The sequence below is a fragment of the Lentzea sp. genome (assembly GCF_035525475.1).
Taxonomy (GTDB): Bacteria; Actinomycetota; Actinomycetes; order Mycobacteriales; family Pseudonocardiaceae; genus Lentzea.
In genome coordinates this window covers 26,091-51,697 of record NZ_DATLEC010000261.1, presented here as the reverse complement: position 1 = coordinate 51,697, position 25,607 = coordinate 26,091, and the positions used below count along the sequence as shown (strand labels likewise).

24 protein-coding genes are annotated in these 25,607 nt (G+C 71.0%); 9 read left to right on the top strand and 15 right to left on the bottom strand.

Annotated features, from left to right (window positions below; translation table 11 throughout):
* Positions 1–15: 15 nt before the first annotated feature.
* Genes VM306_RS39710 through VM306_RS39700 form a run of 3 tightly spaced genes read right to left on the bottom strand, consistent with a single transcriptional unit; the run spans position 16 to position 3,052 of the window.
* Positions 16–1,353 (bottom strand): ABC transporter permease, encoded by a 1,338-nt coding sequence (locus VM306_RS39710; RefSeq protein WP_325524499.1) that lies wholly within the window; start codon positions 1,351–1,353, stop codon positions 16–18.
* On the bottom strand, positions 1,353–2,060 hold the full coding sequence (locus VM306_RS39705) for an ABC transporter ATP-binding protein (RefSeq protein ID WP_325524497.1): 708 nt from the start codon (positions 2,058–2,060) through the stop codon (positions 1,353–1,355). The genes VM306_RS39710 and VM306_RS39705 overlap by 1 nt, the downstream gene beginning before the upstream one ends.
* Positions 2,060–3,052, bottom strand: coding sequence for an efflux RND transporter periplasmic adaptor subunit (locus VM306_RS39700; RefSeq protein ID WP_325524495.1), 993 nt, complete (start codon positions 3,050–3,052; stop codon positions 2,060–2,062). Before VM306_RS39700 ends, VM306_RS39705 begins: the two co-directional genes overlap by 1 nt.
* A 139-nt stretch (positions 3,053–3,191) precedes the next feature.
* Between VM306_RS39700 and VM306_RS39695 the strand changes: the two genes are divergently transcribed.
* Both VM306_RS39695 and VM306_RS39690 read left to right on the top strand, forming a co-directional pair.
* Positions 3,192–3,986 carry an SDR family NAD(P)-dependent oxidoreductase gene (locus VM306_RS39695; RefSeq protein WP_325524493.1) on the top strand — a complete coding sequence of 265 codons (795 nt, stop codon included), beginning with the start codon at positions 3,192–3,194 and terminating at the stop codon, positions 3,984–3,986.
* A gap of 151 nt (positions 3,987–4,137) precedes the next feature.
* The gene (locus tag VM306_RS39690; protein WP_325524491.1) at positions 4,138–4,614 is read left to right on the top strand and encodes a DUF1360 domain-containing protein; all 477 of its coding nucleotides are present in this window, start codon (positions 4,138–4,140) and stop codon (positions 4,612–4,614) included.
* On the opposite strand, the gene VM306_RS39685 is transcribed toward VM306_RS39690, so the two are convergent.
* Positions 4,609–5,196, bottom strand: a complete 588-nt coding sequence (locus tag VM306_RS39685; protein ID WP_325524489.1) for a hypothetical protein — start codon at positions 5,194–5,196, stop codon at positions 4,609–4,611. The two genes, VM306_RS39690 and VM306_RS39685, sit on opposite strands and share 6 nt — an antisense overlap.
* Positions 5,197–5,267: 71 nt before the next feature.
* Between VM306_RS39685 and VM306_RS39680 the strand changes: the two genes are divergently transcribed.
* Together VM306_RS39680 and VM306_RS39675 are read left to right on the top strand one after the other, a co-directional pair.
* Entirely contained in the window at positions 5,268–5,963 is a 696-nt protein-coding gene (locus VM306_RS39680) for a HemK2/MTQ2 family protein methyltransferase (RefSeq protein ID WP_325524636.1), read from the top strand.
* Positions 5,905–6,132 (top strand): CDGSH iron-sulfur domain-containing protein, encoded by a 228-nt coding sequence (locus VM306_RS39675; protein WP_325524487.1) that lies wholly within the window; start codon positions 5,905–5,907, stop codon positions 6,130–6,132. The genes VM306_RS39680 and VM306_RS39675 overlap by 59 nt, the downstream gene beginning before the upstream one ends.
* Here VM306_RS39675 and VM306_RS39670 read toward each other — a convergent pair.
* The 3 genes from VM306_RS39670 to VM306_RS39660 are packed head-to-tail and all read right to left on the bottom strand — an operon-like array spanning position 6,054 to position 8,443.
* On the bottom strand, positions 6,054–7,076 hold the full coding sequence (locus VM306_RS39670; protein ID WP_325524485.1) for an iron-containing redox enzyme family protein: 1,023 nt from the start codon (positions 7,074–7,076) through the stop codon (positions 6,054–6,056). The genes VM306_RS39675 and VM306_RS39670 overlap by 79 nt on opposite strands.
* Positions 7,051–8,037 carry a carboxylate-amine ligase gene (locus tag VM306_RS39665; protein ID WP_325524483.1) on the bottom strand — a complete coding sequence of 329 codons (987 nt, stop codon included), beginning with the start codon at positions 8,035–8,037 and terminating at the stop codon, positions 7,051–7,053. Before VM306_RS39665 ends, VM306_RS39670 begins: the two co-directional genes overlap by 26 nt.
* A complete protein-coding gene (locus tag VM306_RS39660; RefSeq protein ID WP_325524481.1) occupies positions 8,012–8,443 on the bottom strand; it encodes a DUF4383 domain-containing protein in 432 nt (143 codons plus the stop codon). The genes VM306_RS39665 and VM306_RS39660 overlap by 26 nt, the downstream gene beginning before the upstream one ends.
* A gap of 93 nt (positions 8,444–8,536) precedes the next feature.
* On the opposite strand from VM306_RS39660, the gene VM306_RS39655 reads away from it, so the two are divergent.
* Complete coding sequence (locus VM306_RS39655; protein ID WP_325524477.1) at positions 8,537–8,938, top strand: hypothetical protein; 402 nt, start codon at positions 8,537–8,539, stop codon at positions 8,936–8,938.
* On the opposite strand, the gene VM306_RS39650 is transcribed toward VM306_RS39655, so the two are convergent.
* The 3 genes from VM306_RS39650 to VM306_RS39640 form a co-directional block, all read right to left on the bottom strand.
* Positions 8,887–11,763: a helix-turn-helix transcriptional regulator gene (locus VM306_RS39650; protein ID WP_325524475.1), complete on the bottom strand. Its 2,877-nt coding sequence runs from the start codon at positions 11,761–11,763 to the stop codon at positions 8,887–8,889. The genes VM306_RS39655 and VM306_RS39650 overlap by 52 nt on opposite strands.
* Before the next feature lie 75 nt (positions 11,764–11,838).
* A complete protein-coding gene (locus VM306_RS39645) occupies positions 11,839–12,027 on the bottom strand; it encodes a hypothetical protein (RefSeq protein ID WP_325524473.1) in 189 nt (62 codons plus the stop codon).
* The gene (locus tag VM306_RS39640; RefSeq protein WP_325524471.1) at positions 12,024–14,633 is read right to left on the bottom strand and encodes a type 2 lanthipeptide synthetase LanM family protein; all 2,610 of its coding nucleotides are present in this window, start codon (positions 14,631–14,633) and stop codon (positions 12,024–12,026) included. The genes VM306_RS39645 and VM306_RS39640 overlap by 4 nt, the downstream gene beginning before the upstream one ends.
* A gap of 143 nt (positions 14,634–14,776) precedes the next feature.
* Here VM306_RS39640 and VM306_RS39635 point away from each other — a divergent pair, with 143 nt between their 5' ends.
* Together VM306_RS39635 and VM306_RS39630 are read left to right on the top strand one after the other, a co-directional pair.
* Positions 14,777–15,856, top strand: coding sequence for a helix-turn-helix domain-containing protein (locus VM306_RS39635; protein ID WP_325524468.1), 1,080 nt, complete (start codon positions 14,777–14,779; stop codon positions 15,854–15,856).
* A gap of 39 nt (positions 15,857–15,895) precedes the next feature.
* Entirely contained in the window at positions 15,896–17,128 is a 1,233-nt protein-coding gene (locus VM306_RS39630; protein ID WP_325524466.1) for a glycoside hydrolase family 27 protein, read from the top strand.
* Positions 17,129–17,169: 41 nt separating this feature from the next.
* On the opposite strand, the gene VM306_RS39625 is transcribed toward VM306_RS39630, so the two are convergent.
* Complete coding sequence (locus VM306_RS39625) at positions 17,170–17,574, bottom strand: helix-turn-helix domain-containing protein (protein WP_325524464.1); 405 nt, start codon at positions 17,572–17,574, stop codon at positions 17,170–17,172.
* 42 nt (positions 17,575–17,616) lie between these two features.
* Between VM306_RS39625 and VM306_RS39620 the strand changes: the two genes are divergently transcribed.
* Positions 17,617–18,468, top strand: coding sequence for an enoyl-CoA hydratase/isomerase family protein (locus VM306_RS39620; protein WP_325524462.1), 852 nt, complete (start codon positions 17,617–17,619; stop codon positions 18,466–18,468).
* Positions 18,469–18,806: 338 nt separating this feature from the next.
* Here the strand turns inward: VM306_RS39620 and VM306_RS39610 are convergent, their stop codons facing one another.
* A complete protein-coding gene (locus tag VM306_RS39610) occupies positions 18,807–19,397 on the bottom strand; it encodes a superoxide dismutase family protein (RefSeq protein WP_325524459.1) in 591 nt (196 codons plus the stop codon).
* A 13-nt stretch (positions 19,398–19,410) separates the two neighbouring features.
* A complete protein-coding gene (locus VM306_RS39605) occupies positions 19,411–21,804 on the bottom strand; it encodes a hypothetical protein (RefSeq protein ID WP_325524455.1) in 2,394 nt (797 codons plus the stop codon).
* 119 nt (positions 21,805–21,923) lie between these two features.
* On the opposite strand from VM306_RS39605, the gene VM306_RS39600 reads away from it, so the two are divergent.
* Positions 21,924–23,801 carry a S41 family peptidase gene (locus VM306_RS39600; RefSeq protein ID WP_325524452.1) on the top strand — a complete coding sequence of 626 codons (1,878 nt, stop codon included), beginning with the start codon at positions 21,924–21,926 and terminating at the stop codon, positions 23,799–23,801.
* Positions 23,802–23,853: 52 nt separating this feature from the next.
* Here the strand turns inward: VM306_RS39600 and VM306_RS39595 are convergent, their stop codons facing one another.
* Complete coding sequence (locus VM306_RS39595) at positions 23,854–24,426, bottom strand: hypothetical protein (protein ID WP_325524449.1); 573 nt, start codon at positions 24,424–24,426, stop codon at positions 23,854–23,856.
* A 71-nt stretch (positions 24,427–24,497) separates the two neighbouring features.
* A complete protein-coding gene (locus VM306_RS39590; RefSeq protein ID WP_325524446.1) occupies positions 24,498–25,424 on the bottom strand; it encodes a LuxR C-terminal-related transcriptional regulator in 927 nt (308 codons plus the stop codon).
* Positions 25,425–25,607: the final 183 nt, after the last annotated feature.

Here is a 25,607-nt window from a genome sequence, read left to right as displayed (position 1 = left end):
ACGAACCCTAAGGGCTCAGGCTCGCATGACTGTGGCGATCGGGATCCGTGCCGCCCGGATGGCCGGGATGAGCCCGCCCAGCACACCGGCGATGAGGCCCGCGATCACGCCCGCCACCCCTGCCTCCCACGGGAAGGTGGTGCCCTGCAACGACGGGAAGCGGCTGCCGAACATCAGCAGCGCGACGTGCAGGCCCGCCGCTCCCGCGCCGATCGCCAGCGCGGCGGTCAGCAGACCGGTCAGCAACGTCTCGGCGAGCACGATGCCCGCCAGCAGCATGCGCGACATGCCCACCGCGCGGCGCAGTGCGAACTCCTCGACCCGTTCGCCGACGGTGGCGAGGCCGACGTTCAGGATGCCCGCGACGCCGATCAGCAGCACCAGGAACGCCATGCCCAGGAAGATCAGCCGAATGATCTTCAGCTGGGACTCCATGCGCTCCTTGGAGTTCACCGTGGTGAAGTGCAGATCGTTCTGCGACATGCCCGCGCCGACCAGCTTGGCCGTCAGCAGCTTCTGCAGGTCGGTCGAGCCCGGCTGCATGTAGACCTCGAGGCTGGTGCCGCCGCCGCGGAACCGGCTGGGGTCGTCGGCGCCCATCTCGGTCGCCGCCGGCATCCACGTGCGCAGCTCGTCGAGGCGCATGTAGATCCGCGGCTGGGAGTAGCCGTCCTGCACCACTCCGACGATCTGCGGCGTCACGTGGTGCGACGCGCCTTCGATCATCATCTCGCCTGGGACCTTGTACTTCTCCAGGCCGACAGCCGCCTCCTCGTTCAGCACGATCCTGGGGGCGAGCGACGGCGCGGTCGTGAAGTCGAGCCAGCTGCCGGTGACCGGGCGGTACGGCTTGAACGGGCGGATGTCGCCGGTCAGCGCGACCATGCCGACCTCGATGGCCTGACCGGCTGGCTTCTTCTCCTGCGGCTTCTGCTCCTGGCACCTGCCACTGGCGTCGCAGTACACCGTGGGGCCGCCGTAGTAGTCACCGCCGTCGTTCACGTACTTGAAGGGCCTGCCGCCCTCGTTGATCGGCCGCACGCCCGGCTCGCCGATGACCGCCTTCGAGCTGATCATCGCCACCGCGTCGGTACGGCCCTTCAGGGTGCCCTCGACGATTCCCGGCGCGCCCTTCTCGCCGGGGATGTAGGCCATCAGCGTGCCGTCCTTGCCCGACTGCAGGTCGACGTCGGTGAGCATCGCGCGTTCGGCGATCTCGGAACCCGCCTGCACCGCCACGACCGCGAGCACGCCGAGGAACAGCGACACCATCGACAGGAACGTGCGCAGCTTTCGGGCGCGGATGCCCTGTCCGCCGATGACGAGGGCGGACCGCAGCTTGCCGGAGAACATCAGTTGAACCGCCCGTCGCGCAGCTCCAGCACGCGGCCCATCTTGCGCGCGTGGTCGTGGTCGTGCGTGACCAGCACCAGGCCGCAGCCCTGCCTGGTCGCGTTGAGCAGCACCTCGACGACGAGGTTGCCCGTCTCGGTGTCGAGCGCGCCCGTCGGTTCGTCGGCGAGGATCACGCGCGGCTGGCGGACCAGCGCGCGGGCGATCGCGACGCGCTGCTGCTCACCGCCGGAAAGCCTGGTGGGCTTGGACTTCGCGAGGTGCGCGATGCCGACCTGCTCCAGCGCCTCCATCACCTGCTGCCTGCGCTTGCGCCGTGCGGACCAGCCCTGGCCGTTCACCAGCGCCATCGCCACGTTCTGCGCCGCGGTGAGGTGCTTGAGCAGGAAGAAGCGCTGGAACACGAACCCGAACTCCGCGCTGCGCAACGCCGCGGCCCTGCGCTCGGGGACCTTCGTGATGTCGTTGCCGTGCAAGAAGTACCGGCCCTCGTCGGCGCGGTCGAAGAGTCCGATGAGCGACAGCAGCGTCGACTTGCCGGAGCCGGAACGGCCGAGGATCGCCACGCTCTGTCCGGGGTGGACGGTCAGGTCCACGCCCGACAGGATGGTGCGCGGCTCCTCCTGCCCCTTCAGCACCTTCGTGATGCCGTTGAGCTGCAGCAGCGGTGTCGTCACGGTGGCCTGGGGCTGCGTGGTCTCGGTCATCACGGTCCCGTCGGCTTGGACTGGTCGCCGCCCTGCTGCGGTTCCGGCAGGTTCGGGCCGGGCACCGCGAGCTCCTCGTCTCCGGTGAGGCCCGACTTGACCTCGATGACCTTGCCGTCGGTGAGGCCGAGCGTCACGTCCACGGTGCGGCGCGAGCCGTCGGGCTGCAGCACGTCGACCTTGCCCCTGCCCTGCTGCCCGGCGACGGCCTCGACCGGGACGACCAGCGCCTGCGCGGCCTTGCCGGTGGTGACCTCGATCGACGCCGCGGCGCCGTTGATCATCTGCACGTCACCGGGCGCGGTGCACACGATGCGCAGGCCGGTGGACGAGCTCGGCTGCTGCGGCTGGCCCTCGTTCTTCGGCGTCTGCGGTGCCTGGGGCGCGCCCGTGCCGGCGGTCTTGGCGTCCGGCGTCTGCACGGGCTTCTCCGGGACGGTGCCCTGCGGCAGCGCGGCGATCGTGCCGAGCACGGTGCACGGGAACGGCCCGGGCCCGTTCTTGATCTGCGCCGTCACGTCCGTGAGCGCACCGCTGATCTTGTAGGCCTGCGTGCCGTCGATGTCCGCGACCAGCGCGTACCCCACGTGCTTGGCCGACGCGATGGGCATGCCCGCGGTCACCGTCGCCTTGTCGTCGACCAGCCTGCCGCCGAACGTCGAGCCCGCCGGGGCCTCCACGTAGTTCGGGGCGCCGTCCTTCCACACCGTCGCGACCCTGACGGGCTTGGTCGGCGTGCCGTTCGGCGTCTGGACGTCGAAGTACCGCACCTGCCCCGCCACCGGCGCGACGAGCCCGAACGTCGGGTTCATTTCGACTTTGCCCGAGATGCTGAGCTTGGTGGTCAGGTCCTGCTTGGTGGGCTTGACCTTGGTCATCGTCGTGCCGCGCGGCGCCAGCTCCGGATTCGGCTGGTCCGGACCTGACGGACTGCACGCAGCCACGCCTATCGTGACCAGCGCGCACAGCGGCGCGAGAAGAATTTTGCGCACGAATGTCCCCCATGTCGTTTCGACCAACCTACCGATAAGGACACCCGATCAACCGTGGAGGTTGCATCGGACTTTCGGCCGATGTCGCATCGACCGCGTGGCCACGGGTATCCGGTCGTCGACCGGAAGGAGAACACCTGTGAATGCGTTTGCCGTCGTAACCGGCGCGTCCAGCGGAATCGGTTACGAACTCGCGAAAGTACTCGGGGACAACGGCTTCGATCTCGTCGTGGTGGCGGAGGACGAGAGGATCGAGGACACGGCCTCCCAGATCGCGTTGCAGTGCGGAGGAGTGCGGGTCGAGCCGTTGCGTGCCGACCTCACCTCCTACGAGGGCGTCGAGGCGGTGGTCCGCGGCGTGCGGGCGAAGGGCAGGCCGGTCGACGTGCTCGCGGTGAACGCGGGCGTCGGCGTCGGCGGCGACTTCGCGCGCGACACCTCGCTCGACGACAACCTGGAGATCGTCGACCTGAACGTCCGCTCGGCCGTGCACCTGACGCACCGCCTGCTGGGCGACATGGTGGACCGCAAGGAAGGCAGGATCCTCTTCACCTCCTCCATCGCCGCGACCGGGCCTGGTCCGTTCCACTCCGTCTACGCCGCCTCCAAGGCGTTCGTGGCGTCGTTCGCGCAGAGCCTGCGCGAGGAGCTGCGCGACACGGGCGTCTCCGTGACCACCCTGATGCCGGGCCCGACGGACACCGGGTTCTTCGACCGCGCGGGCATGCAGGACACCAAGGTCGCCACGGGCGACAAGGACGACCCGGCCGAGGTGGCCAGGCAGGGCTTCGAGGCGCTGATGAAGGGCGACGACCACGTGGTGGCCGGCTCGCTCAGGAACAAGGTCCAGGCGGTTGTCGGCAGGGTCGCGCCCGACCCCGTCAAGGCGAAGATGATGCGACAGATGACCGAGCCGGGTTCGGGCGACTCCTGACGGGTACTCGCGCTCCATGAACCGACCGAACCCCCAGGTCCACGAGCAAGACCCGCGACAACAGAGCGGGGGAGGACCTTCCCACAGCGGTGGAGAAGCCGCCGAGACGCCAGCACGGCCCGGACGCGGTGACCGCGGAGGTCTTGGACGGGTGAAGCACATCTGGAAGGCCTACGGAGAGGGCAGGCCGCTCCCCGGCTACCTGATGGCCATGGGCAGCTACGCGGTTCTCGTCGGCGTCGTGTCGGCAGCCGGACGCCTCGCCGGCGTCCAGCTGCCCGAACGGTTCTCCCTGGGCGACACCGCACTGGTGTCCATCGCGACGCACAAGGCGAGCCGGCTGCTCACCAAGGAGGCGGTGACCAGCCCGCTGAGGGCCCCGTTCACCCGCTACGAGGAAGCGGCCGGGCACGCGGAACTCAAGGAGTCGCCCCGCAAGGACCACCCGGCGCAGCACGCGATCGGGGAGCTCGTGACGTGCCCGTTCTGCGCGGGCGTGTGGATCGCGAGCGGTCTCACCGCGGGCCTGGTCTTCGCCCCGCGGATGACCCGGCTGGTGGCGACCGCCCTCACGGCCGTCGCCGCGTCCGACACGCTGAACCTGGTTTACGACAAGCTGAAGTCATGATTCCCGGCGGCCGCGCCTGCTGCCCTCGTACGCCTTCGCGCGAACCACGGCCAGCCAGCGCGGCGCCATTTCCAGTTCCGGCGGCAGGGTGAGCACCGGGTCGAACGCCTCCGGTGCCTCCGTGCTGTCGCCGGGGTTCACCGCCACCTCGGCGATGCGGCGCCAGCCGGCGTCCTTCCCCGAGATGTGAACGGCGAACCTCTTCGGCAGTTCGCCGTCGTCCGGGACGGCCATGAACCACACCAGCTCACCGCGGTACCGGTACGGCGCGATCGTGCCGAGCCGGGCGTCGCGCCACCTCCGCACGAACTTCGGCACCAGCCGCGTCCACCGGCCGGTGCCCGTGCTGGACAGCAGCAGGTCCCAGTCACCCGACTCGGTGGGGACGCGCAACGCCAGACCGAGCACGTCCGGCAGGCCCTGCCCGGTGCCCGCCCCTTTGGACAGTCGCACGGCCACAGTGGCCTGCTGCGGGAACGGGGCCGCGAAGCCGCGCAGTTCACCGGTGGTCTGCACACCTCGCGGATGCACCGCACGGGCGTGTCGCGCCTTGGCCAGCAGACGGAATACGGTGATCAGCACATCCTCGTGTACCCGCGATATTTCCGAGAAAACCCTTGTTTCAAGGCATTCGCGTGGGGGATTCCACCGTGGTGAGGCTGCTCAGAGCACCTGGCGTGTACGCGCCACAGGACGACACCGACCTCCTCGTCGAGGCGATGCACGCGGCCGCGATCCCCGCGGGCGCCCGTGTCCTCGACATCGGCACCGGCACCGGAGCGCTCGCCATCGCGGCGATCCGGGCGGGGGCCGCCGAGGTGACCGGTGTGGACATTTCACGGCGTGCGGTGTGGACCGCACGGGTCAACGCCGCACTGCAACGACTTCCGTTGCGGGTCAAGCTCGGCAACGCGCTGGAGGTCGTGGCGGACGAGCGCTTCGACCTGGTGCTGTCCAACCCGCCGTACGTACCGGCTGCAAACGCTTGCGCCGCAACGGGTCCGGCCAGGGCGTGGGACGCGGGTCTGGACGGCCGTCAGCTGCTCGACCCCCTGTGCGCCAGGATGGTCGAACTCCTGGCGCCCGGCGGGGTGCTGCTGATGGTGCATTCCGTGCTGTGCGGAGTGGACACGACGTTGCGGCAACTGCGCGACACCGGGTTGAAGGCCTCGGTCGTGCAGCGCCGCTCGATCCCGTTCGGACCGGTCATGCGCGGCCGGATCGGCTTCCTGGAACAGCACGGCCTGATCGAACCCGGGCAACGGCACGAGGAACTGGTGGTGATCAGAGGTGACAGGCCGGAACGCCCGCGAGGTGACGGTGGTGCCGAACGGGCCGGTGCTCGTTGAGGGACCGGTGACGCTCACCACCGAGGACGGCGAGACGCACACCAGCGACCGGTTCGTGGTCGCGGTGTGCGCCTGCCGCCGCAGCAAGCGCTACCCGTTCTGCGACACCAGCCACCGCAAGCGCGTGCGCAGCGACGACTCACCGGCCCGCCACGACGACAGCAGGTGATCCGCCAGCCTCGCCTCGAGGAACTCGGTCGCCTGGATCCCGAACACCACGTCCGGACGCAACGAGGGGTCCTGCTCCAGCAACGAGCCGATGACGTCACGACGCATGATCTGCTCGTGCACGGCATCGGCTTCGATGTGCTCGGTGAAGAACTCGACGCAGCGCGGGTCGGCCTCCAGCCGGCCCAGCGCCTGCGCCATGCGGTACGCGCTGGGCGCCGTGGTGATCTCGGCCGCGGCGAAGTGCCCGACCAGTGCGCCCCGCAACGACCGGTGCAGGCCGAACAGCGACATCATGTTCACGATCGCGATGGCCGGCGCGGGCACGTCGTCCAGGTACGCCAGGTAGTCCGGGGACATCCCGGCGCCTTCGAGCAGGTCCGCGTAGAGGCGCGAGTGCATCCGGTCGGCCTTGCCGCCGCCGAACTCGTCGAACTCCACCGCCACCAGCGCGGCCTTCGCCTTGCCCCGCAACCGGGGGATCACCCACGCGTGCGGGTCGGCCTCCTTGTGGTGGTACACCGACCTGTGCGCGAAGTACTCGCGCATCTCGTCCCAGGTCCCGCTGTCGCGCAGGTGGTGTGAGACCCCGGAACCGGGCACGTGCTCGACCAGCAACGCGTCGAGCTCGGACTCCAGGTCGTCGCCGCCGTCCACCCGGGACCGGAGCGCGCCCAGGAACGCCTGTTCGACCTGGCCGCGCAGCCTCAGCAGCTCCGGGTCCCACTCCCAGGAGGGGTCCACGCCGTCGAAGCCGCCGTAGTGCAGCTCGTACATCGTGTGCAGGGCGATGGTCAGGTCCTCGCCGAACGGGTCTGCGGCGGCGAACGGGATGGGACGGCCGGTGCGGTCCCGGCTCAGCGTGTCGACGACGGCCTCGGACAACGGCCCGCGCGGAGAGGGAAGCTTCACCACGGGGTCATACCCGTCGTTCGACGAGGTCATGCACCAGAGCGAGCTCCCCGCGTTCCTCCAGCGCCGGCGCCACGTGCTCCAGCAGGCGTTCGAGCAGGGCCGTCGCCGGCACCCGGCACTCGCGCCACGGGTCGACGCCCGCGCCGTCCAGACCGTACCGGGATGCCGCCCAGACGGCCGCTGCGCACACGTCGTCGCGCACCGGTGGCACCGCGCCGCCCCGGTACGCCGTGTGCACCAGCGCGCGGCTCAGGGCCGCTTGCAGCACCGCGTCCTCGACCGTCTCGGCGGCGTCGGCGCAGCGGAACTCGACGGTCGGCAGCTTCGGGGAGAGCCGGACGAGCCAGAACGTCTGGGCGCCGTCCACGAGCGTCCCGCACGCCACCATCCTCGCGACCTGGGCGTCGTAGTCGGCCGGGCCCGAGAACACCGGCGCCACCCCGGAGCCGGGGAACCGGGACTGCTCGACCATCCGCCAGCTCGCGTAGCCGTTGTCCGGTGAGTTCGCCGCCAGCGCGAGCAGCGTGGGCACCCACGGCCGGACGTGGTTCAGGACGCGGACACCGGTCTCGCGGTCCGGCACCCCGACGTGCACGTGGCACCCGCTGGCCTCGTAGTGCTCGACGACACCCGCATAGGTGTCGAGAACACGGCGGAACCGGGGGTTGGCGCGGCTCACGATCGGCTGTTTCGACGGCTTCGGCGGCGTGCCGCGCGAGATCATCCCGAGCCCGAGCTCCGCAGCCGCCTCGGCGAGCGTCTTGCGGGCATGCCGCAGCGCCTCTCCGAGGTCGGTCACGGAGGTGCACGGACCCGTCGCCGCCTCCACCTGCGTGCCGGCGAGCTCGGCGTGGAACTTGGTCAGCTCGGTGTTCCGGACGCGCGCCAGCACGGCGTCCGCACGCACCGCGGTGCGTCCGGACGCCGTGTCGACGAGCAGGAACTCTTCTTCTACGCCGACTGTGTCAGCGCACTGCGGCTCGTTTGCCAAGCAGGACTCCCAATCCGATCATTGCCACACCGAGGACGAAGTGCAGCCAGTCGTCAGCGGTGTTCAGCGGTACGAAGTTCGCATCGCTCATCTTGTCGATCACGAGCCCGTACAGCCACAGCACGAGGTAGATGGCACCGCCGCCGATCAGGTACGCCCGCGCGCCCGCCGCCGTGCGCGCCATCAGGAAACCGGCGACGCCGAACAGCAGGTGCACGATGTTGTGCAGGATCGACACCATGAAGATTCCGAGCAGCATCGCGCCGGACTCGTGGCCGGCGAAACTCATCTTGTCGTAGTCGGTCGTGACACCGGGGATGAAGCCCAGCACACCGACCAGGGCGAACACGGCCGCGACGGCCAGGGCGGCCTGCTGGACCCGCGTGCGGGTTCCTACGTCGACCATCGAACTCACCTCGAAAGTTTGGTCTTGAACGTGGTCGATCGACGACTACCCGGCGGGGGTAGAGGCAAACCCGCCCTGGGTATTCGTGTCGGCATGGACGACGACAAGACGATCGAGGCCCTCGGCAAGCTCGGCAAGGCGCTCGAGACCGTGGAACAGGCGCGCGGTCACCTCTACGCGTTCCACCAGCTCACCGGCTCGGCCGACTTCCTGCTCGACGACGCCATCTCGTCGTTGCGCGAGGCGGGCCACCACGAGCACGCGGACCGGGTGCAACGGGAGCTGCTCGGCCGCGACGTGCTGCCGGGCAAGTGGACGTTCGAGGTCGTGGAGCAGTACGACGACACGTTCTACGACGTCTTCCGCGAGGTGACCCGCGACGCTCGCGACGCACTGGGCGACGGCAAGCGCCACGAGCACGAGGCGCGGCTCAAGCGCGAACGTCAGCGGCTCAGCGCGGCGGCGTACGCGGACAGGGACTCGCGGTCGGGCTGACCGGTCTTGGCGATCAGCGAGGCGACGTGCTTCTCGACCGTGCGCGGGGAGATGTGCAGGCGCGTCCCGATCGCCTTGTTGCCCATCCGGTCGGCCAGCAGCACGAACACCTCGAACTCGCGGACCGTGACGCCGTGCCCCCGCAGCTGCCGCGGCACCTGCTCCGTGCCGCTGCGGCGTTGCTGCACGGGCACGCCGGCCTGTCTCAGCAGTCCCCGGCACGCCGACGCCACCGCCGGGATCCCCGCCTGGTGGAAGTGCTCCTCGGCCGTGCGCAGCCAGCCCACCGGGTCGCCCCACCCGCCGGCCTCGGGCGCGACGAGCCGCAGGCCGAGGTGCCACGCCATCGGGTAGGGAGCCGCGGCCTCCTGGGCGCGCTGGAAGGCCTCTGCTGCCTCCCCGCACCGGCCCGCACGGCCGAGGAGCACGGCGTGCGCGAGCTCGATGAACTGCCGGTTCCAGCGCATCCCGGCGGGGGAGGTGGAGATCAGCGCGCGGTGGTCGGCCCAGCCGAGGCGGCCGTCGAGCACGCCGAGCAGCAGGCGCGCGCCGTGCGTGCCGGAGAGGTGGAACGTGGTGGGGTTCTGCGACTCCAGGACGAGCGCGTGGTCGATCTCCTGGACGGCCAGCGCGTGGTTCTCCTCCAGCAGCGCGCAGAACGCCCGCGCGAGCCCGTAGCAGAGCGGGAACTCCTGCGCCCCGCGCTTGGCCACCGACTCGAACTCCCCGATGGCGTCCTCGGTTCCCGCCCGGTCGCCGCGGTGCGCGGCCAGGGTCGCCTTCACCATCAGCAGGTACCGGGTCAGCGCGTGGAACTTCAGCCGTCCCGTGGCCTGCAGGCACCGGTCGATCTGCTCGGCGGCCCGCGGGTACTGGCCGGTGAGCACGAACTGGAGCGCGAGGATGGCGTCCACGTTGTACGCCACCGTGATCGCGCCCGCCTGGTACGCCTCGGCGTGCGTGCGGTCCAGCGCGGCGGTGGTGCCGTGCGCGAGCCATTCGTTGCCCGCCAGGCGGACCAGGGCGTAGATGTGCTGGATCGGCATGTGGTGGGCGTCCGCCAGCGCGAGCGCCTTGCCGAAGCACGTGCTGGCCTCGCCCAGGTCCTGCTCCCGCGCGATGATCCCGAGCAGCTGCCACGCCTCGCACGCCACCGTCGGCAGCCCGGCCCTGTCCGCCGCCAGCGCGGCCTGCCTCGCGAGCCCGGCGGCCGAGTCGATCCGGTCCGCGCTCGGGATGTTCAGCGCCAGGTACGCCGAGTTGACGTCCAGCTGCGCGGTCAGCTCGTCCGGCGCGTCCGGGCCGAGCAACGTGCGGGCGACGCGGACCTGTTCCACGCCTTCGGTGAACCGTCCCGCCAGATAGGCCACACGGGACAGTCGCGTGTGGAGCTTCGCGCGGCGCGCGGTGTCGAGGCCGTGCAGCTCCGCGAGGCCCAGGGTGAAAGCGCGTTCGAAGTCGCCCGTCTCGGCCAGCGCGGGCAGCAGCGTGTCCAGGACGTCGGCGCGCTCGGCGACCTCGTCGGCCAGCAGGCCCTGCGCGCGGTCGAGCAGCGTGACCGCCGACCCCGCCGCGCCACCCGCCAGCGCCCGCCGGCCCGCCTCCGCGAACAACCGGCCCGCCAGCGCCGGTGACCCGCCGTCGAACCGCAGCTTCGCGACGAGCGGGCACCAGTCGCCCGGCAGCCCGGGGTGCAGGTCCTCGATCGCGTCGGCGGTGCGCGTGGACAGGTCCGCGCGTTCGGCGGGCGTGAGCTGGGAGAGCAACGCATCCGCGGTGAGCGGGTGCCGGAACGCGTACCAGTCGGGGGCGGGCTCGTCCGGCGTCACGAGCTGGGCGGCGACACCCGCGTGCAGGTGGCTCAGCAGCCGCCGGTCGTCGGTGCCCGTCACCCGCTGCACCACCGAGAGCGGGAACCGGTGACCCAGCACGGCCGCGATGGACAGCACCTCACGGCCCTGCGGCCCCAGCCTGTCCGTGCGGTGCGCGACGCTGCGCACGAACGCCGCCGGCACCGGCATCTTCAGCTCGCCGAGCACCTGCCAGCCGTCCGCCCCGGACACGAGCAGCCCGCCGCTCACCATGCCGTGCAGCAGTTCCTCGACGACGAACGGGTTACCGGCGCTGTCCGTCCACAGCCGGTCGGTCAGCTCGTCGGGGACCGGGGCGCTCTCCAGGCACGCGGCCGCCATCCGCACGACCTCGTCCCGCGACAGCCGGCGCAGCTCCAGCAGGCTCCCGGAACCCCGCTGCACCATCGTGTGGACGAGCTCCAGCGCGCGGCCCGGTTCGGTGCGGATGGTGGCGAGCAGCAGGACCGGCTGGTCCTCCAGGTTGTCCGCCAGGTACTCGATGACGGCGAGCGTCTCGGCGTCGGCCTCGTGCAGGTCCTCGAGGACCAGCAGCAGCGGAGTCTTGCGCGCGACGGACGCGAGCAGCCGCAGCACCGCCTCCGCGAGCACGACGACGGACTCCGTCGTGGACCTGTGGTCGTGCCAGTCGGGGATCAGCGTGCCCAGCACGGGTTTGTAGGGCCCGAGAGCGGAGTCGTCGGGCGGGTCGCCGCGGAACAGTCCCAGGAGTGCTTCGGCGAGCGGGCGGAACGGCACCATCGGCCCGATCGTCGTGCCGCGGCCCTTGAGGACCCGCATGCCCTCGTCGTAGGCGTGACCGGCCGCGTACCGCGCGAGCCGGGACTTGCCGATGCCGGCCTCACCGGTGAGGAAGACGGCCCCACCACGGCATTCACGCGTGTGCGCGAGTGCCTCCGTGATGGCCGCGACCTCTCGATCGCGGCCGACCACGTGGGGCGCTCGGGTCTGCATGTCTGGACCCTAACGTTCCTGTGAAGCTCTCCCTATCGGCTGCACAGGCGTATTCGACGTCGAAGCGCCTACGACCTACGCGTCACTGACGGTCGTGTCCGACAGCGCGGGTGTGATCGAGGCGAACGCGCTCACGGCGAGGGTCAGGCCCATGAGTGCGCGCGCCCTCGCTCCCGCGAGGATCGTCGGGGCGAGCTCCATCTCCCCGATCACGTGCTCGGCCGGGTCGGGCTGGGCGTCCGAGCGGTGCAGGGACTCGTTCATGTGGTGCGCTCCTCCGGTTGGTGTGGTGGTTCGAACAGCAGGACCGACGGCACCGGGAAACCCTGGCGCAGGAGACCGAGGCCGATGCCGGACAGTCCTGTGAGCAGGCCGGGCGACGGGACGCCGCCCGGTGTGGCGCACCGCGCGCCGTGCTCGTCCAGTGCTCCCAGCACCAGCGCCGTGCGGCGGGCGGCGGCGTCGGGGTGGTGCGCGGACAGGGCCTCGACGACGCCCAGCTCGCCGTGGCAGAGACTCATGTCGCGCAACGGTTCCCGTGACGCGAGCAGGCCTGACAGCCGTTCGTCGTCACGGGCAGCGGCGGCACCGGCCAGCCCGGTGCACCAGCCGATGTCCGTCGGGTCGATCGCGTCGCTTTCCAGGAATGCCGTCGCGGCCACGTCCGATATCTCGTCGCGGACCGCCTCCGCGTAACGCCGCAGAGCCCATCCGATTCCGGCGTTGCCCCGGGCGAACCCGTTCACCGGGTCGGTCGCGCCGCGCAGGACGGACGCGTAGTGGCCGGCCAGCGCGAGCGAGGCGGGCGTTCCCACGGACAGCATCGCGGCCAGCGACCCGGCGACACCGTCCACGACGCCCATCGCCCTGTCCTCGCGCGGCATCACCGACACGGCCGTCGCCAGCAGCGAGGGATCGAGGTCCAGCAACGAGGTGAGGCGCGCCAGGCCGTGGCAGATGCCGCCCAGCCCGTGCAGGCCGCCGCCCGCCACCGCGGCCAGCCCCGGTTCCCCGGCGAACATCTCCAGCAACGACGGCAACGGCCGCACCGCGTCACGGGCGAAGTCGACGTACCGCGCGGCACCGGTCAGCGCCCCGAGCTCCGCCAGGAAGAGCGCCACACCCGTGTAGCCGTTGGACAACCCGGCTCCGAGGGGCTGCACCGTCCAGTGCCGGTCGTCGACGAGCTCCAGCCCGATCCAGTTCACGCGGTCCTTGCCCGTGACGGCGTGCGCGAGGATCTGGTCGGCGATCCCGCACGCGGCGACCAGCAGCCGCGCCGGGTCGGGGTCGACCGCGGCGACGTGACCCGGCAACGACGCGCCGGAGTGGTGCGAGACCGGCCGCGGCCGTGACGCCAGCAGCGCCGTGATCACCCACTGCTGGTCGTGCCGGTCGACCTCGCTCATCGCCGCGATCTTGCGTTCGACGGAGTGCAGTCCGGGCTCCGGCAGCATCCCCGGCAGCCGGAGCCCGGACGCGGTCCACAGGTCCCGCGACCCCGGCCGGCACGTGAACAGCGGCACGTCACCGCGCCACAGGTCGGACACCTCGAACGGCACCAGCCGGTCGAGCAGCGGGTCGTCGACCACCAGCACGCCGAACGCCAGGTCGCGGTCCAGCGCGTCGACCAGGACGGACGGGTGCGTCGACTCGTCGAGCAGCCGCGCGTACTGCCGCGTCGCGCGCGGGATGAAACGCACCTCGTCGTCCGCCGCCGTGCGGACGAGTCGCAGCAGCTCGTCCCGGTGCGCCACGATCGCGTCGTAGCCCGCGCGGAACCCCGCCAGCAGCGAGTCCTGGTAGTCGGCGGGTTCGGCGTGCTGACCGCCCAGCACCGGCCGGTTGCGGGCGCCTGACGACTCGCGGGGTCGCCTGACCAGGCGCATGCGGTCCGTTCCGGCGTCGGCCCAGTCGACGACGTCCAGCGGTGACGGCACGCCGTGGTCGCCTCCGACACCGGACACGTCCGCGGCCCCGTTGTCGCCCAGCAGCACGTGGGGGAGAAGAGCCGTCCGGTGCACCGACCTGACCAGCGCCAGCGTGGCGGGGTCGGTGTCCGGTGCGAGCGTCGGGTGGAACAGCGTCTCGACGTCCACGAGCACCGGCTGGTCGCCGCACGCGATCAGGTTCTCGTAGTGCATGTCCGTGCCGTCGAGTGCGTAGAGCAGGGCGATCAGCGCGCCCAGCCGACGGTAGAACTCGGCGACACCGGCCACGTCCGCGCACGGTTCGTGCTCGATGTACTCAAGCCACCCGTACCCGTGGCCGTCGAGGAGGCGCGGCGTCCGGAAGTCGATTCCAGTTCGCGTGGAAAACCACTCCAGCTGAGTCGCGAACCGGGCGTGCAGCCCGACCGGTCGCGGCCTGTGGACGAGTCCGGCGCCGGAGTCGAAGGTCAGGACCGCCACGGTCCGCCCCTGCTGGTGCGGATCGCCCAAGCCCGTCCGGATGGACACGAGCGCGCCGGGATCCCGTCCGTCGAACACCCCGTCGACGATCTTGTGCCGGTCCCTGGCGAACCGGTCCGTCAGCTCGCGGTGCGCGGAGACGGCCTGCTCACAGGCCTGGCCGAGCAACCGTGCGAGCACCGGGTAGCGGTGGAAGAGGTCCGGCAGGTCCAGGGTGCGGGTGAACTCGGTGAACCGCTCGGCACTCGTCGGGCTCACGAGGTGCCGGCGCGCCTTGTGCAGCTCCAGCACCAGCGTCCGCGCCGCGATGGCCACCAGCCGGCGTCCGAGCTGCTCGGCGAACACGGCGTCGAACGGTGGCGCGATCTCCGTGCGCGCGGCGTCGACCAGCGGCCGCAGCGCGTGCGCGAAGGCCGCTCTCCAGCTCTCGCCGGTGCTCGTGTCGGCCGCTGAGGTCACGCCGGAGAACGTGGCACGCGTCCGCACACCCGCACATGGGGACGAACCCCCCAGATTTGCGCGTGGAGGTGAATATGGGGGGCTGCCACCCATGTTTCGAGACGCGTCCGGCCCGAGACTCGGTCTGCGAGGAGGGGACGGGAATGAGGGAGTTCGGCGAACTACTGCGCACGCACCGCATCCGCGTGGGTCTCACCCAGCAACAGCTGGCGGACTTCGCGATGGTGAGCGTGCGGGCCATCCGAGACCTGGAGAGCGGCCGGACGCGGACACCGCGGACCGAGACGGTGCGCCTGCTCGCGGACGGTCTGCGGCTGGACGACAGCAGCCGCGCGGAGCTGGCGCAGGCCGGTGGGCGGCCGTCGGCGAAGGCGGGGGTGGCCCCGCCGGCGCCGTCCTCGTCGATCATGGGGAGGGAGGCGGAGACCGCGGCGCTGGTGGCGCTGCTGGTGAGCGGGTGCGGGACCGAGCAGGCCCGGTTCGGCCTCGGCGGTCCCCGGCTCGTCACCGTCACCGGCGTCAGCGGTGTCGGCAAGACCCGCCTGGCGCTCGAGGCCGCGGGCGAGCTGCACTTCCGGCACGGCTGGTCCGTGCTGTGGCAGCTGACGTCGGTCCCGTCGATCGACGACGACCAGGACACCGTCCTCGTCACCGACCGGCGCCCCGACCCGCGCCTGCTGGCCGCCCACCCGCGCCTGCGGGTCCTGGTGACCGCGCTGGCGCCGACGGGACTGGCCGGCGAGCACGTCTTCCCGCTGGCCCCGCTGCCCGACGACGCGGCGGTGCGGCTGCTCCTCACGCACGTGCACCGGGTGCGGCCGGGGTTCCGGCCGGAGCCCGCGAACCAGGCGGCGCTGATCGGGCTCGTCCACGAGCTGGACGGGCTGCCGTCGGCGCTGGAGTTCGCCGCCGGCTGGTTCATGGTCTACTCGCCGCAGCACCTGCTGGAACGCCTCCGCTCCAACCCGATGGACCCGACCTCGGCCCACCTGCGCGACGCGCTGCGCCGCTCACTGTCCACATTGGACGATGAGCAGCGGCGCAAGCTGGCGGACGTCATCGAGCACGGCGGCCGCGAGGACCTGCGCGAGCTGAGCGTCCGCGGGCTGGTGCGCGACACCGGAGGCCGGTACGAGGTGCTCAACCTCGTGCGCGCTGCGGCGCTGGAACCGGTGTCGGAGCCGCACTTCGCCGGAGGTGTGGCCCTGACCTGGCCCTGCTAGTAACAGGTGCCGCAAGCGGTTGTGCGGGATCATCGAGCCATGACCTCGCGCAGGTGGTGGTTCCTGTCGGCCGTGCTCGTGCTGCTGATCGGGGTGACCGCCTGGTTCGTGCGTCCCGACCGGGCAGAGCTGGCCAGAGCAGGGCAGGCCAGAGCAGGGCAGGCCAGGGCGGGGCAGGACGAAGCCGGTCCGCCGATGGGCTGGAACAGCTGGAACCGGTTCGGGTGCGACATCGACGAGCAGTTGATCCGCGGCCAGGCCGACGCGCTGGTGGCCTCCGGCATGCGCGACGCCGGCTACACCTACGTGGTGGTCGACGACTGCTGGATGGCGGACGAGCGCGACGCCGGCGGCAGGCTCCAGGCCGATCCCGGGACGTTCCCGTCCGGCATGAAGGCGCTGGGTGACCACATCCACGCGCAGGGGCTGAAGTTCGGCATCTACTCGTCCGCCGGCTCGCGGACCTGTGAGGGGCGGCCGGCCTCCCGCGACCACGAGGAGGTGGACGCGCGGACGTTCGCCGAGTGGGGCGTGGACTTCCTGAAGTACGACTACTGCGAGTCCAAAGCCGGCGACCGTCCCACGGGGCTGCCGGCTCGTGACCGCTACCGGAAGATGGGCGAGGCCCTGCGCGCGAGCGGGCGGCCGATCGTCCTCTCGGTCGTCGAGTGGGGCGACGAGAAGCCGTGGGAGTGGGCGCACGACGCGGGTGGCACGATGTGGCGCACCACCAGGGACATCAAGCCGAACTGGCCGAACATCACCGGCATCCTCGACCAGCAGGTGGGACTGGAGCGGTACGCGCGGCCCGGCGGCTGGAACGACCCGGACATGCTGCAGGTCGGCAACGGCCTGAACGAGGACGAGAACCAGTTCCACATGACGACGTGGTGCCTGCTCAACGCGCCGTTGATGGCGGGCAACGACCTCACCGCGATGGACCGGATCACCTCCGGGGCGCTGCTCAACCGCGCCCTGCTCGACGTGCAGCGCGACTTCGGCGGGGGACAGGGCCGCCGGCTGCGTGACGACGGCGACACCGAGGTGTGGGTGAAGGGCATGTCCGACGGCTCGGTCGCGGTCGCCCTGCTCAACCGCGGTGACGAGGCCGCCTCCGTGACCGCGGCGGCGTCGGAGGTCGGCCTCCCGGCCGCCGGGTCGTACCGCGTGCTCGACCTCTGGAACGGCGAGCAGCCCACCACACCCGGACCACTCGGCGGCGATGTGGCCGCGCACGGCGTGATGGCGCTGCGCGTGTGGCCGTTGCGCTGACAGGGTTCTGGTGTCCTGGGTCTTCACCTCGTTTTCAGTGGCTACGGGGTGGTGCCGGCGGCCCCGTCATATGCCTCCCTGTGTCGTTCGACCTCGGCGAGGTGATCGGCCGTCCAGGCGCGCAGGATCAAGAAGGGCTCTTCGAGCGTGCGACCCAGCGGCGTGATCCGGTACTCCACGGCAACGGGGCGTTGCTTCAGCACCCGGCGCTCGACGAGGCCGTTGCGTTCCAACCGTCGCAGTGCCTGCGTCAGCGATTTTTGAGTGATCCCGTCGAACTCCCTCTTGAGTTCGTTGAAGCGTCGCGGCTGCCGGCACAACGCGGCCAGCAGCAGGTGACCCCACTTGTCCAGGAGCTGATCCAGGAGTTCGCGCTGCGGGCCGACGATGGTCTCGGGGTCAGCCGGATCTTCGCGGATACCAGGTTTCTTTGAAGTACCTTTCATGCACCTGGTATATCAGAGATACCGCCAATCCAAAGGAATCTCATGACCGAGCAGTCCCTGCCCAGCCTCCATGTCAAGCGCCAGGACGGAGTGCTGTGGGTCTCGATCGATGTTCCGCCCGTCAACCTGATGACGGCCCAGCTCATGCTCGACCTGGACGCCGTCGCGGCATCGGCCGAGAACGATCCCGACCTGCACGTCATCGTGGTCCAGAGCTCCAACCCGGAGTTCTTCCTGGCACACGGTGACCTGTCCTTCGTGGAGGACCCCGCGACGTACGCCGCCCTCCCGATCGCGGAGGAGACGCTTGTCGGGACCGGCCCGATGATGCGGCTCCACGAACGCTGGCGGCGTCTGCCTCAGACCACCATCGCCAAGATCACGGGACTCGCCCGCGGCGGTGGTTCCGAGCTGGCTTCCAGCCTGGATCTGCGGTTCGCGGCCCTCGAGACCGCGGCGTTCGGCCAGTTCGAGACATTGATGGGCATCGTCCCCGGAGCTGGTGCGACCGCCCACCTCCCCCGCCTCGTGGGTCGCGCTCGCGCCCTCGAGATCGTGCTGACAGGCGGTCTGGTCGACGCGGCGACCGCCGAGCGCTGGGGATGGGTGAACCGAGCTCTGCCCGCCGCGGAACTGGACGAATTCGTTGAGCGGGTCGCACTGACCATCGCGACTCTGCCCGACGGTGTCCGCGCCGCGGCCACCAAAGCGATCGACGCGGCCGACGGCACCCTCGAGGACGCACTGCGCGCGGAAGACCGCCTGCTCGGGGAGACGTTCACCCCCGCGTCTGGAGAGCTTGCCCGGGCAGCGCTCGCGGCCGGGGCTCACACGCGCGAGGTGGAGCTGAACCTCGAAGAGGTCCTGCGGGCGAACCTCGTCCGACATTCGTGACGATCCGCTCTGCGGTGGGCGGAGTGCGGAAGTCGTCCACGGTGCGTTTGCCACTCGGGTCGAAATGACCGCGCGGTCCGGCCCCAACTCCGTGTGAAGCCATCCGCGCGTGGCGTCCTCGGGCGTCGTCTCCGAGGTGGTGGTGATCACCCACTCGACGTCCGCGTCGGTGATCGTGCGGGGCCGGCCCGGCCGCGGCTCGTCCAGCCGGTCGGCCGAACCGGTTGCGCCACTTCGTCACCGTCGGCCGCGACACCCCGACCGTGTCCGCGATCTGGCGGCTGTCGGAGAAGGCATACCAGCCCGTGCCCACTGAAACGATGTGAAGGCCCAGGACACTAGAACGCCGCGGTGAGGCACGCGAGGCGGTCACCGGCCGTGCCCGCCTTGCCGTGCTCGGTGCTGGTGTGCGCGGCGTGGACGACGACCGCGTTCGCCTCGCCCTGGCGGAACTCCCACCCCACGGTCGCCTCGGCGGACGCGGAGCCCTGGGCGTCGGTGGTGAAGTCGAGCCAGATCTCGTTCTGGGCGTTGGCGTACTTCGGGTCGACGCTCGGCGTGACCGGGTCCTTCTCGTTCTGGTAGTGCGGACCCGAGTCGGCGGGCTTGGCGCCGCACGGCTTGGTGTGCACGTGCGAGCCGTACTTCGTGTCGGGCAGCAGTCCGGAGACCTTCAACTCCACCGCCGTCCGTCCATTCGCGACGGATGACCCGGTGGAGAGCTTCGCGCCCGACGGGATGCGGGCGACGTCGTAGGTGATGCCCTTCGGCTGGTCGCCGGACGCGGCGGGAGCGGCCACGGACGCCTCCGCCACCGGCTTGGCGGCGGAAGAGGTCTCCTGCGCCGGGCCGGAGCCGGGAACCGTGCCCGAGCAGGCGGTCAGCGTGAGCAGAGCGGCACCCGCGAGGGCCGCTGCGGTGGTGCGCATGGTTCTCCTTGAGTCAGCTGCGTTCCAGGTTCCCATCCCCTCCACGTCCACGATCGGGTGACTGGCTCACCTCGCGCCCGACGAGGTCCGCGAACGCGTCGTGGTAGGCGGCGCAGAGGTGGTAGTCGCCGTGGGTCGCCACGTCGTCCGGCGACCCGCCCGTCTCGTCGGCGCGCCGGTCCACGGGGTTCGGAACCCAGCCGTGCACCGGGAAACCCAGGTAGTCCGTGCGGCGCCACAGGTTGACCCAGTTCTCGCCCAGCAACACCGCCAGCCCGCGGTCAGGGGCGGTACCGGGATCGCGGCACCACGGATCGCACGAGAACAGCGCGCCCGCGCGCACCGGCGGCGTGCCGAGCACGGCCGGCCCGAGCAGGTCGGGGAAGATCCGCCCGAAGTACGGCCGCAGCTGCACGCCGTACGTCAGCAGCTGCACCCGTTCCAGGTACCCGGCGGGCAACGCGTACACCGCGGCCACGGCCAGCACGGCGCCCAGGCTGTGCGCGGACAGGACCACGCGGTTCGACGGCGACTCGTCGAGGAACTCCCTTGTCCGGTCGGCGATCTCCGGCACCGCGCGCTCGGCGTAGCACGGCGGCGCGAACGGGTGGGCGGTCCTCGGCAGGAAGCACATCAGGTCCCACAGCAGGCCCAGCGGCCGGCGGTTGGTCAGCATCCCCGCGCCGACGAACGACCCGATCACCGCGACCCCGGCGAGGCCCGTGACCCAGTCGCCCTTGCCGACCACCCACGTGACGCCCTGCCACTGCGACCACGACGGCGAGGCGAACGTCAGGTAGCACGTCAGCACCAGCCCCAGAACGCCCGACGTGGACAGCACGCCCACGACGGTCTCCGACCGGTGCGTCACGGCGACGACGTGCCGCGCCCGCACGACGAGCACCGGGGCTTCGTCGTCGAGCACGGCGGGCGCCGCCAGCCGTGCCAGCAACACCACGGCCTGCGCGAGGACCAGCACCACCAGCGGAACCAGCGCGCAGGCGAACGCCGCGCTGAACCACGAGTAGAACGACGGCGCCACCAGCCCGGTCCCGACCCAGCCCCGGAACGTCAGCACCAGCACGGTCGACGACATCACCGAGGCGACCAGGGACAGCCCCAGCAGCACACCGGGCCCGGCGCCGTGCCACGCCTGCCACTCGTCACCTTCGCGCGGCCGGGCCCGCCACGCCAGCACCCCGCCGAACACCGCCGCACCGACCCAGGCCTGCGGAACCCGGTGCGTGGCAACCATGAACGCCGCGAACAGCACCAGCAGGACCAACGGTCCCCTGGCGTCGTTGCGCCGCCACGACCACGCCGCGAGCACCGACCCGAGCAGTGCCACGGTCACCACCGGCGGTCCCCACGTCGTCAGCCACAGCGGACCGTCGAAGACCGGCGAACTCGCGTACAGCGCGAACCCGTGCGCCACCAGCACGATCACCGCGGAGACCATCAGCAGCCACGACCACAGCCCGCCCTTCTCGGTCAGGGGCACGTCAGGACAGTCCGTCGCGGTCACCACGACCCGCGCCGCCACCACCGCCAGCACCCCGCCCGCGAGCACGGTGAGCACCAGGAAGACCACGTGCTGCCACAACTGAGCGCTCGTCGTCAGCACCACCACGCAGCACCCGGCCGCGATGTGCAGGCGCGTGAGCCGCCGGATCCGCGGGCTGCCCTCCCACATCGACGCCCGGCTGAGCATCACCCCGGCCCGCCGCACGGGTGTGCGCCGCATCGTCGTCCTCTCGTACCTGCTGCGCGACAACGAGGTCAGCGCCATCAGGCCGAGCAGCAGCAACACCGGCACGGCGGACGCGGCGAGCACCCGGACGTGCTGCGGCGGATCACCGAGCAGGTCGAGGAACTCAGGCAGCCGCTTGCAGGTGGTGCCCGGCGACGAGCACTGGACGGCGTAGACGTCGATCGCCACCTCGCACACCGCGAGCACCAGCAGGATCGTCAGCCCCAGCCCGAACAACCGCGTCGAGGCGGCGCCGCGCCCGGCGTTCCACCACACCCTCCGCTTCGTCGTCGGGACGGAGTCGTCCGGGAGCCTGCGTGACCAGTAGGCGACGTTCGCGAGCCCGAACGGCAGCAGCAACGCCCAGCCGATGCGCCCCAGCACGTTCGCGAGCACCGACGGCACCCCGCTGCCGGGAACACCGGGGCTGCTGCGCGCCATGCCGCCCCACGAGTACGCCTCGCGCCGCACGTCCGCGGGCATCCGGCCGGCGTGGTCCGGCGGCAGGTCCGCGAGCTTGCCGGGGTCCGGCCGCCAGAAGCTGCCGAACCTGTCGCCGCGGAACTGCTCGACCGCGTGGTCGGGAAGCGCCAGCATCGCGTTCGGGGGTGTGTTGTTGACCCCGTGGATGCGCAGCTCCAGGACGCGTGGACTCATCGTCGCCTCCCCTTTACTCCAGTTGTCGTCGCGAAAACTGCTCCACTCAGCGGCCGAACGGGTGAAAAGGGTGTATCCAGCCGCCGTGCGAAGCCTCTACTTGGCAAGGAGGCACCACCATGACCACAACCGCTCACCCGAACGTCGCAAACTCCGTCGGACTCGCCGAGTTCCTCGCGACCGCGGGCACGCTCACCCTGGCGCAGCGCAAGCTCATCGTCGACCAGGCGCTGATCCTGCTGGAACAGAACTACGCGCACCTGCCCCTCAAAGTCGCCATGCACGCGGTGAACCCCGTGCAAAGACTCCGGGTGCTGAGAGCGAGACTCGAACGGCAGACCGACGCCACGGCCGAGCCCGAGTGGCAGTTCCACCGCGAACTGTCGAGCACCTTCCACTCGGTGCGCGACCTGCACACGAACTACCTGCTGCCCGCGCCGTTCGCGGGCAAGATCGCCTACCTGCCGTTCCAGCTGGAGCGCTGCTTCGCCGCCGACGGCACCGAGCAGTACCTCGTCACCCGCACGGTCGTCGGCTTCGAAGGCCTCGCCGCCGGCGCCGAGGTGACGCACTGGAACGGCACGCCGATCGCCCGCGCCGTCGCGCTGAACGGCGCCGTCTTCGCCGGCAGCAACACCGCCGCGAACCTCGCCCGCGGCCTCGAGTCGCTCACGTTGCGCCCCTTGGTGATCCAGCTCCCGCCCGACGAGGACTGGGTCGTCGTGAGCTACCGCACCGAGTCCGGTGCGGCCGAGGACCTCCGCGTCGACTGGCGGGTGACCGAGAACCTGCCGCCGATGACCGACGTCGACTCGCTCTCACCGGCTGCCGCCGCGCAGGGCGTCGACCTCGACTCCGACGAGAAGGCCCGCGCCAAGAAGCTGTTGCACGCGCCCAAGGTCGTGCAGGCGGAAGCCTCCGGCGGCGCTGTGGCGATGGCGGAGCAGGACGTCCCGACGACGATGCCCGGCGTGTTCCGGGCGCGTCCGGTCGTCACGCCGTCGGGCACGTTCGGGCACCTGCGGATCTTCTCGTTCAGCGTCGACGACCCCGACGCGTTCCTCGCCGAGTTCGTCCGGCTCGCGGCCCTGCTGCCGCAGAACGGGCTCATCGTCGACGTGCGCGACAACGGCGGCGGCCACATCTTCGCCTCGGAGTTCCTGCTGCAGACGATGACGCCGCGCCGCATCGACCCGGAACCCGTGCAGTTCCTCAGCACGCCGCTGAACCTGCGGATCTGCCGCCGCCACGCGGACGACCCGACCGGTCAGATCAACCTCGGCCCGTGGTTCCCGTCGCTCGACTCGTCGACCGAGACGGGCCAGGCGTTCTCCTGCTCGCACACCATCACGCCGGTCGACGGCGCGAACGCCGTGGGCCAGACCTACCACGGTCCCGTCGTGCTGATCACCGACGCGCGCTGCTACTCGGCGACCGACATCTTCGCCGCGGGCTGGGCCGACCACGAGCTGGGCCCGATCCTGGGCGTGGACGACAACACCGGTGCGGGCGGCGCGAACGTGTGGACGCACGGGCTCCTGTCGACGCTGCTGAAGATCCCGGCGCCGGGCGACGCCGAGTCGCCGTACAAGCCGTTGCCCAACAAGGCGAACATGCGCGTGTCGATCCGCCGCACGTTGCGCGTCGGCAAGCTCGCCGGGACGCCCGTGGAGGACCTGGGCGTGCGGCCCACGCACCAGCACAAGGTGACGCGCGCGGACCTGTTGCAGGGCAACGTGGACCTGCTGGCGCGGGCGGGGGAGCTGCTGGAAGAGCAGCCCCTGCGCAGGCTGGGAGTGGCGGTCGAGGGAACGACCGTCTCGCTGGACACCGTGAACCTCGACCGGGTGGACGTCTACGTCGACGGACGCCCCGCCACCTCGCTGGACGTGACCGACGGCGCGCACACCGCGACGGTGACCACGACCGGCACCGAGGTGCGCGTCGAGGGCTTCGCGGGAGGACGGCTGGTGGCCGCGCGCAAGGTCACCAGCTGAGAAGAGCGGGCGCTTCCGGTGGCACCACGACCGGAAGCGCCCGCTCTGCGCACTACTTCGTGAACGTGAAGGCGCGGTCGGTGGCCAGAACCGCCAGCTGAGCCTCGGTGCCCGGCGTCCAGCTCTGGACCCAGACGACCTCACCGTTCGAGCGGAAGTTGCGGGCCTCCGTGATGCCGAACTGCTCGTTCTCGGAGAGGACCGTCACGCCACCCCGGTGGTCGCTGACCGTCGCGGTGCACTTCGCGTGCTCCTCGCAGTACTCCTTCGGCGACCAGGCGTGGAAACCCGGCGCGTTCACCTGCGTGTAGGTCTGGACACGCTGTCCGTTGTAGGTGAACGACACCAGGTTTCCCATGTACTGCATGTCGTCGAACACGCCTTCGGCCTCGCCGCCCCAGTTGCCGGTCGAGACGTTCTCCGCGCCGCGGAACACCCGCGGGTAGGTCTGCTGCTGGCGTGCGGAGAACCCGTCCGCCTGCTCCTGCAGCTCCGCCTTGGTCTTGTGGACCGGCGTGACGTCCTTCGGCGGCCACGTCAGGCCGGGCTGAGCGGACGCCGTGCCCGCGAGACCGAGCAGTGCCAGGCCCGTCAGGGCAGCCGTCATCACCTTGTGCATGCGCATGAATCCCCCTAGTGATTGTGTGCGTGCACTGGAGAAGACGCCTCAAGATCAGAAGAGGTTGCACGCCGGTGTCAGAGCCAGCCCCGCCGCATCGCCTGCACCCCCGCCTGGAACCGGGTCTGCGCCCCGCACCGGTCCATCAGCTGCCGCACCCGCCGCTGCACCGTCCGCGGCGCCAGCCCCAGCTGCCGCGCGATCGACTCGTCGGTCAGCCCCGCCGCGAGCAGCCCGAGCAGGTTCGGGTCCACGTCGGCCGCCGCCGCGTAGATCCCGCCGGGGCTGAACGGGATCCCCTTGTCCCAGTACAGCTCGAACGTCGACCGCAGCACGTCCAGCAGGGCGGACGGGCGGATCAGCAGCACCTTGTCGATCACGTCGCCGGAGATGACCGGCAGCACGGCGGCGTGCGCGTCGACCACGGCGAGCTTGAACGGCAGCGTGGGCGTGACGCGGGCCCGTTCGCCCGCCGCGACCAGTTCGATGATCTCCGTGACCCGGCCGGGGAGGTCCACGGCCGACCTGTCGTAGACCACGCGCCACTGCACGTCGCGTTGCCGTGTCGAGTCCTCCAGCTCGGCGTGCTCCTCCTGCGGTGACAGGTACGGCGGCTGGTCGAGGACGCAGACCTCCTCGCGCGCGCCGCCGAGGAGCGTCCGCCACAGGTCGCGCACCGCGTCCTTTCCGGACACCACCTCGACGAACGCGTTGTCAGCCAGCTCCTCGTCGCGGTTGCGCAGGTACAGCTCCATCAACGGGCCGACGTCCGCTCGTGCCCTGCGGTTCTGCTCCTCGCGGGCCGCGATCAGCGCCTCGACGGCGAGGTCGGGCGCGACGGCCTGCCACACGTCGCCGGGAAGGTGCCGGACCATGCCGAGCTCCCGCAGCTCCGCCAGCAGCGCGGGGGAGACGCCGATCTCGTCCGTGGTGCGGCTGCCTCCTGTCACCAGGAGCTCGTAGACCGCCGTCAGCTCCGGGGAGACGCCCAAGTGTCCGAACACGGCCACATTGTGCGCCATTCGGCCCAGCGACACTGGCGTGTTCACGTCAGTGTCGCCATTCGGCCTTCCTCAGACCTGTTTTCGCAGGTGTGACGCGACTTACGGTCCTCGTCACCTCCGCAGCCGGTTCAGAACCCTGACGCCCTCAACGGCACGCGGAGGCCCTGCGTGGAAGGACCTCAC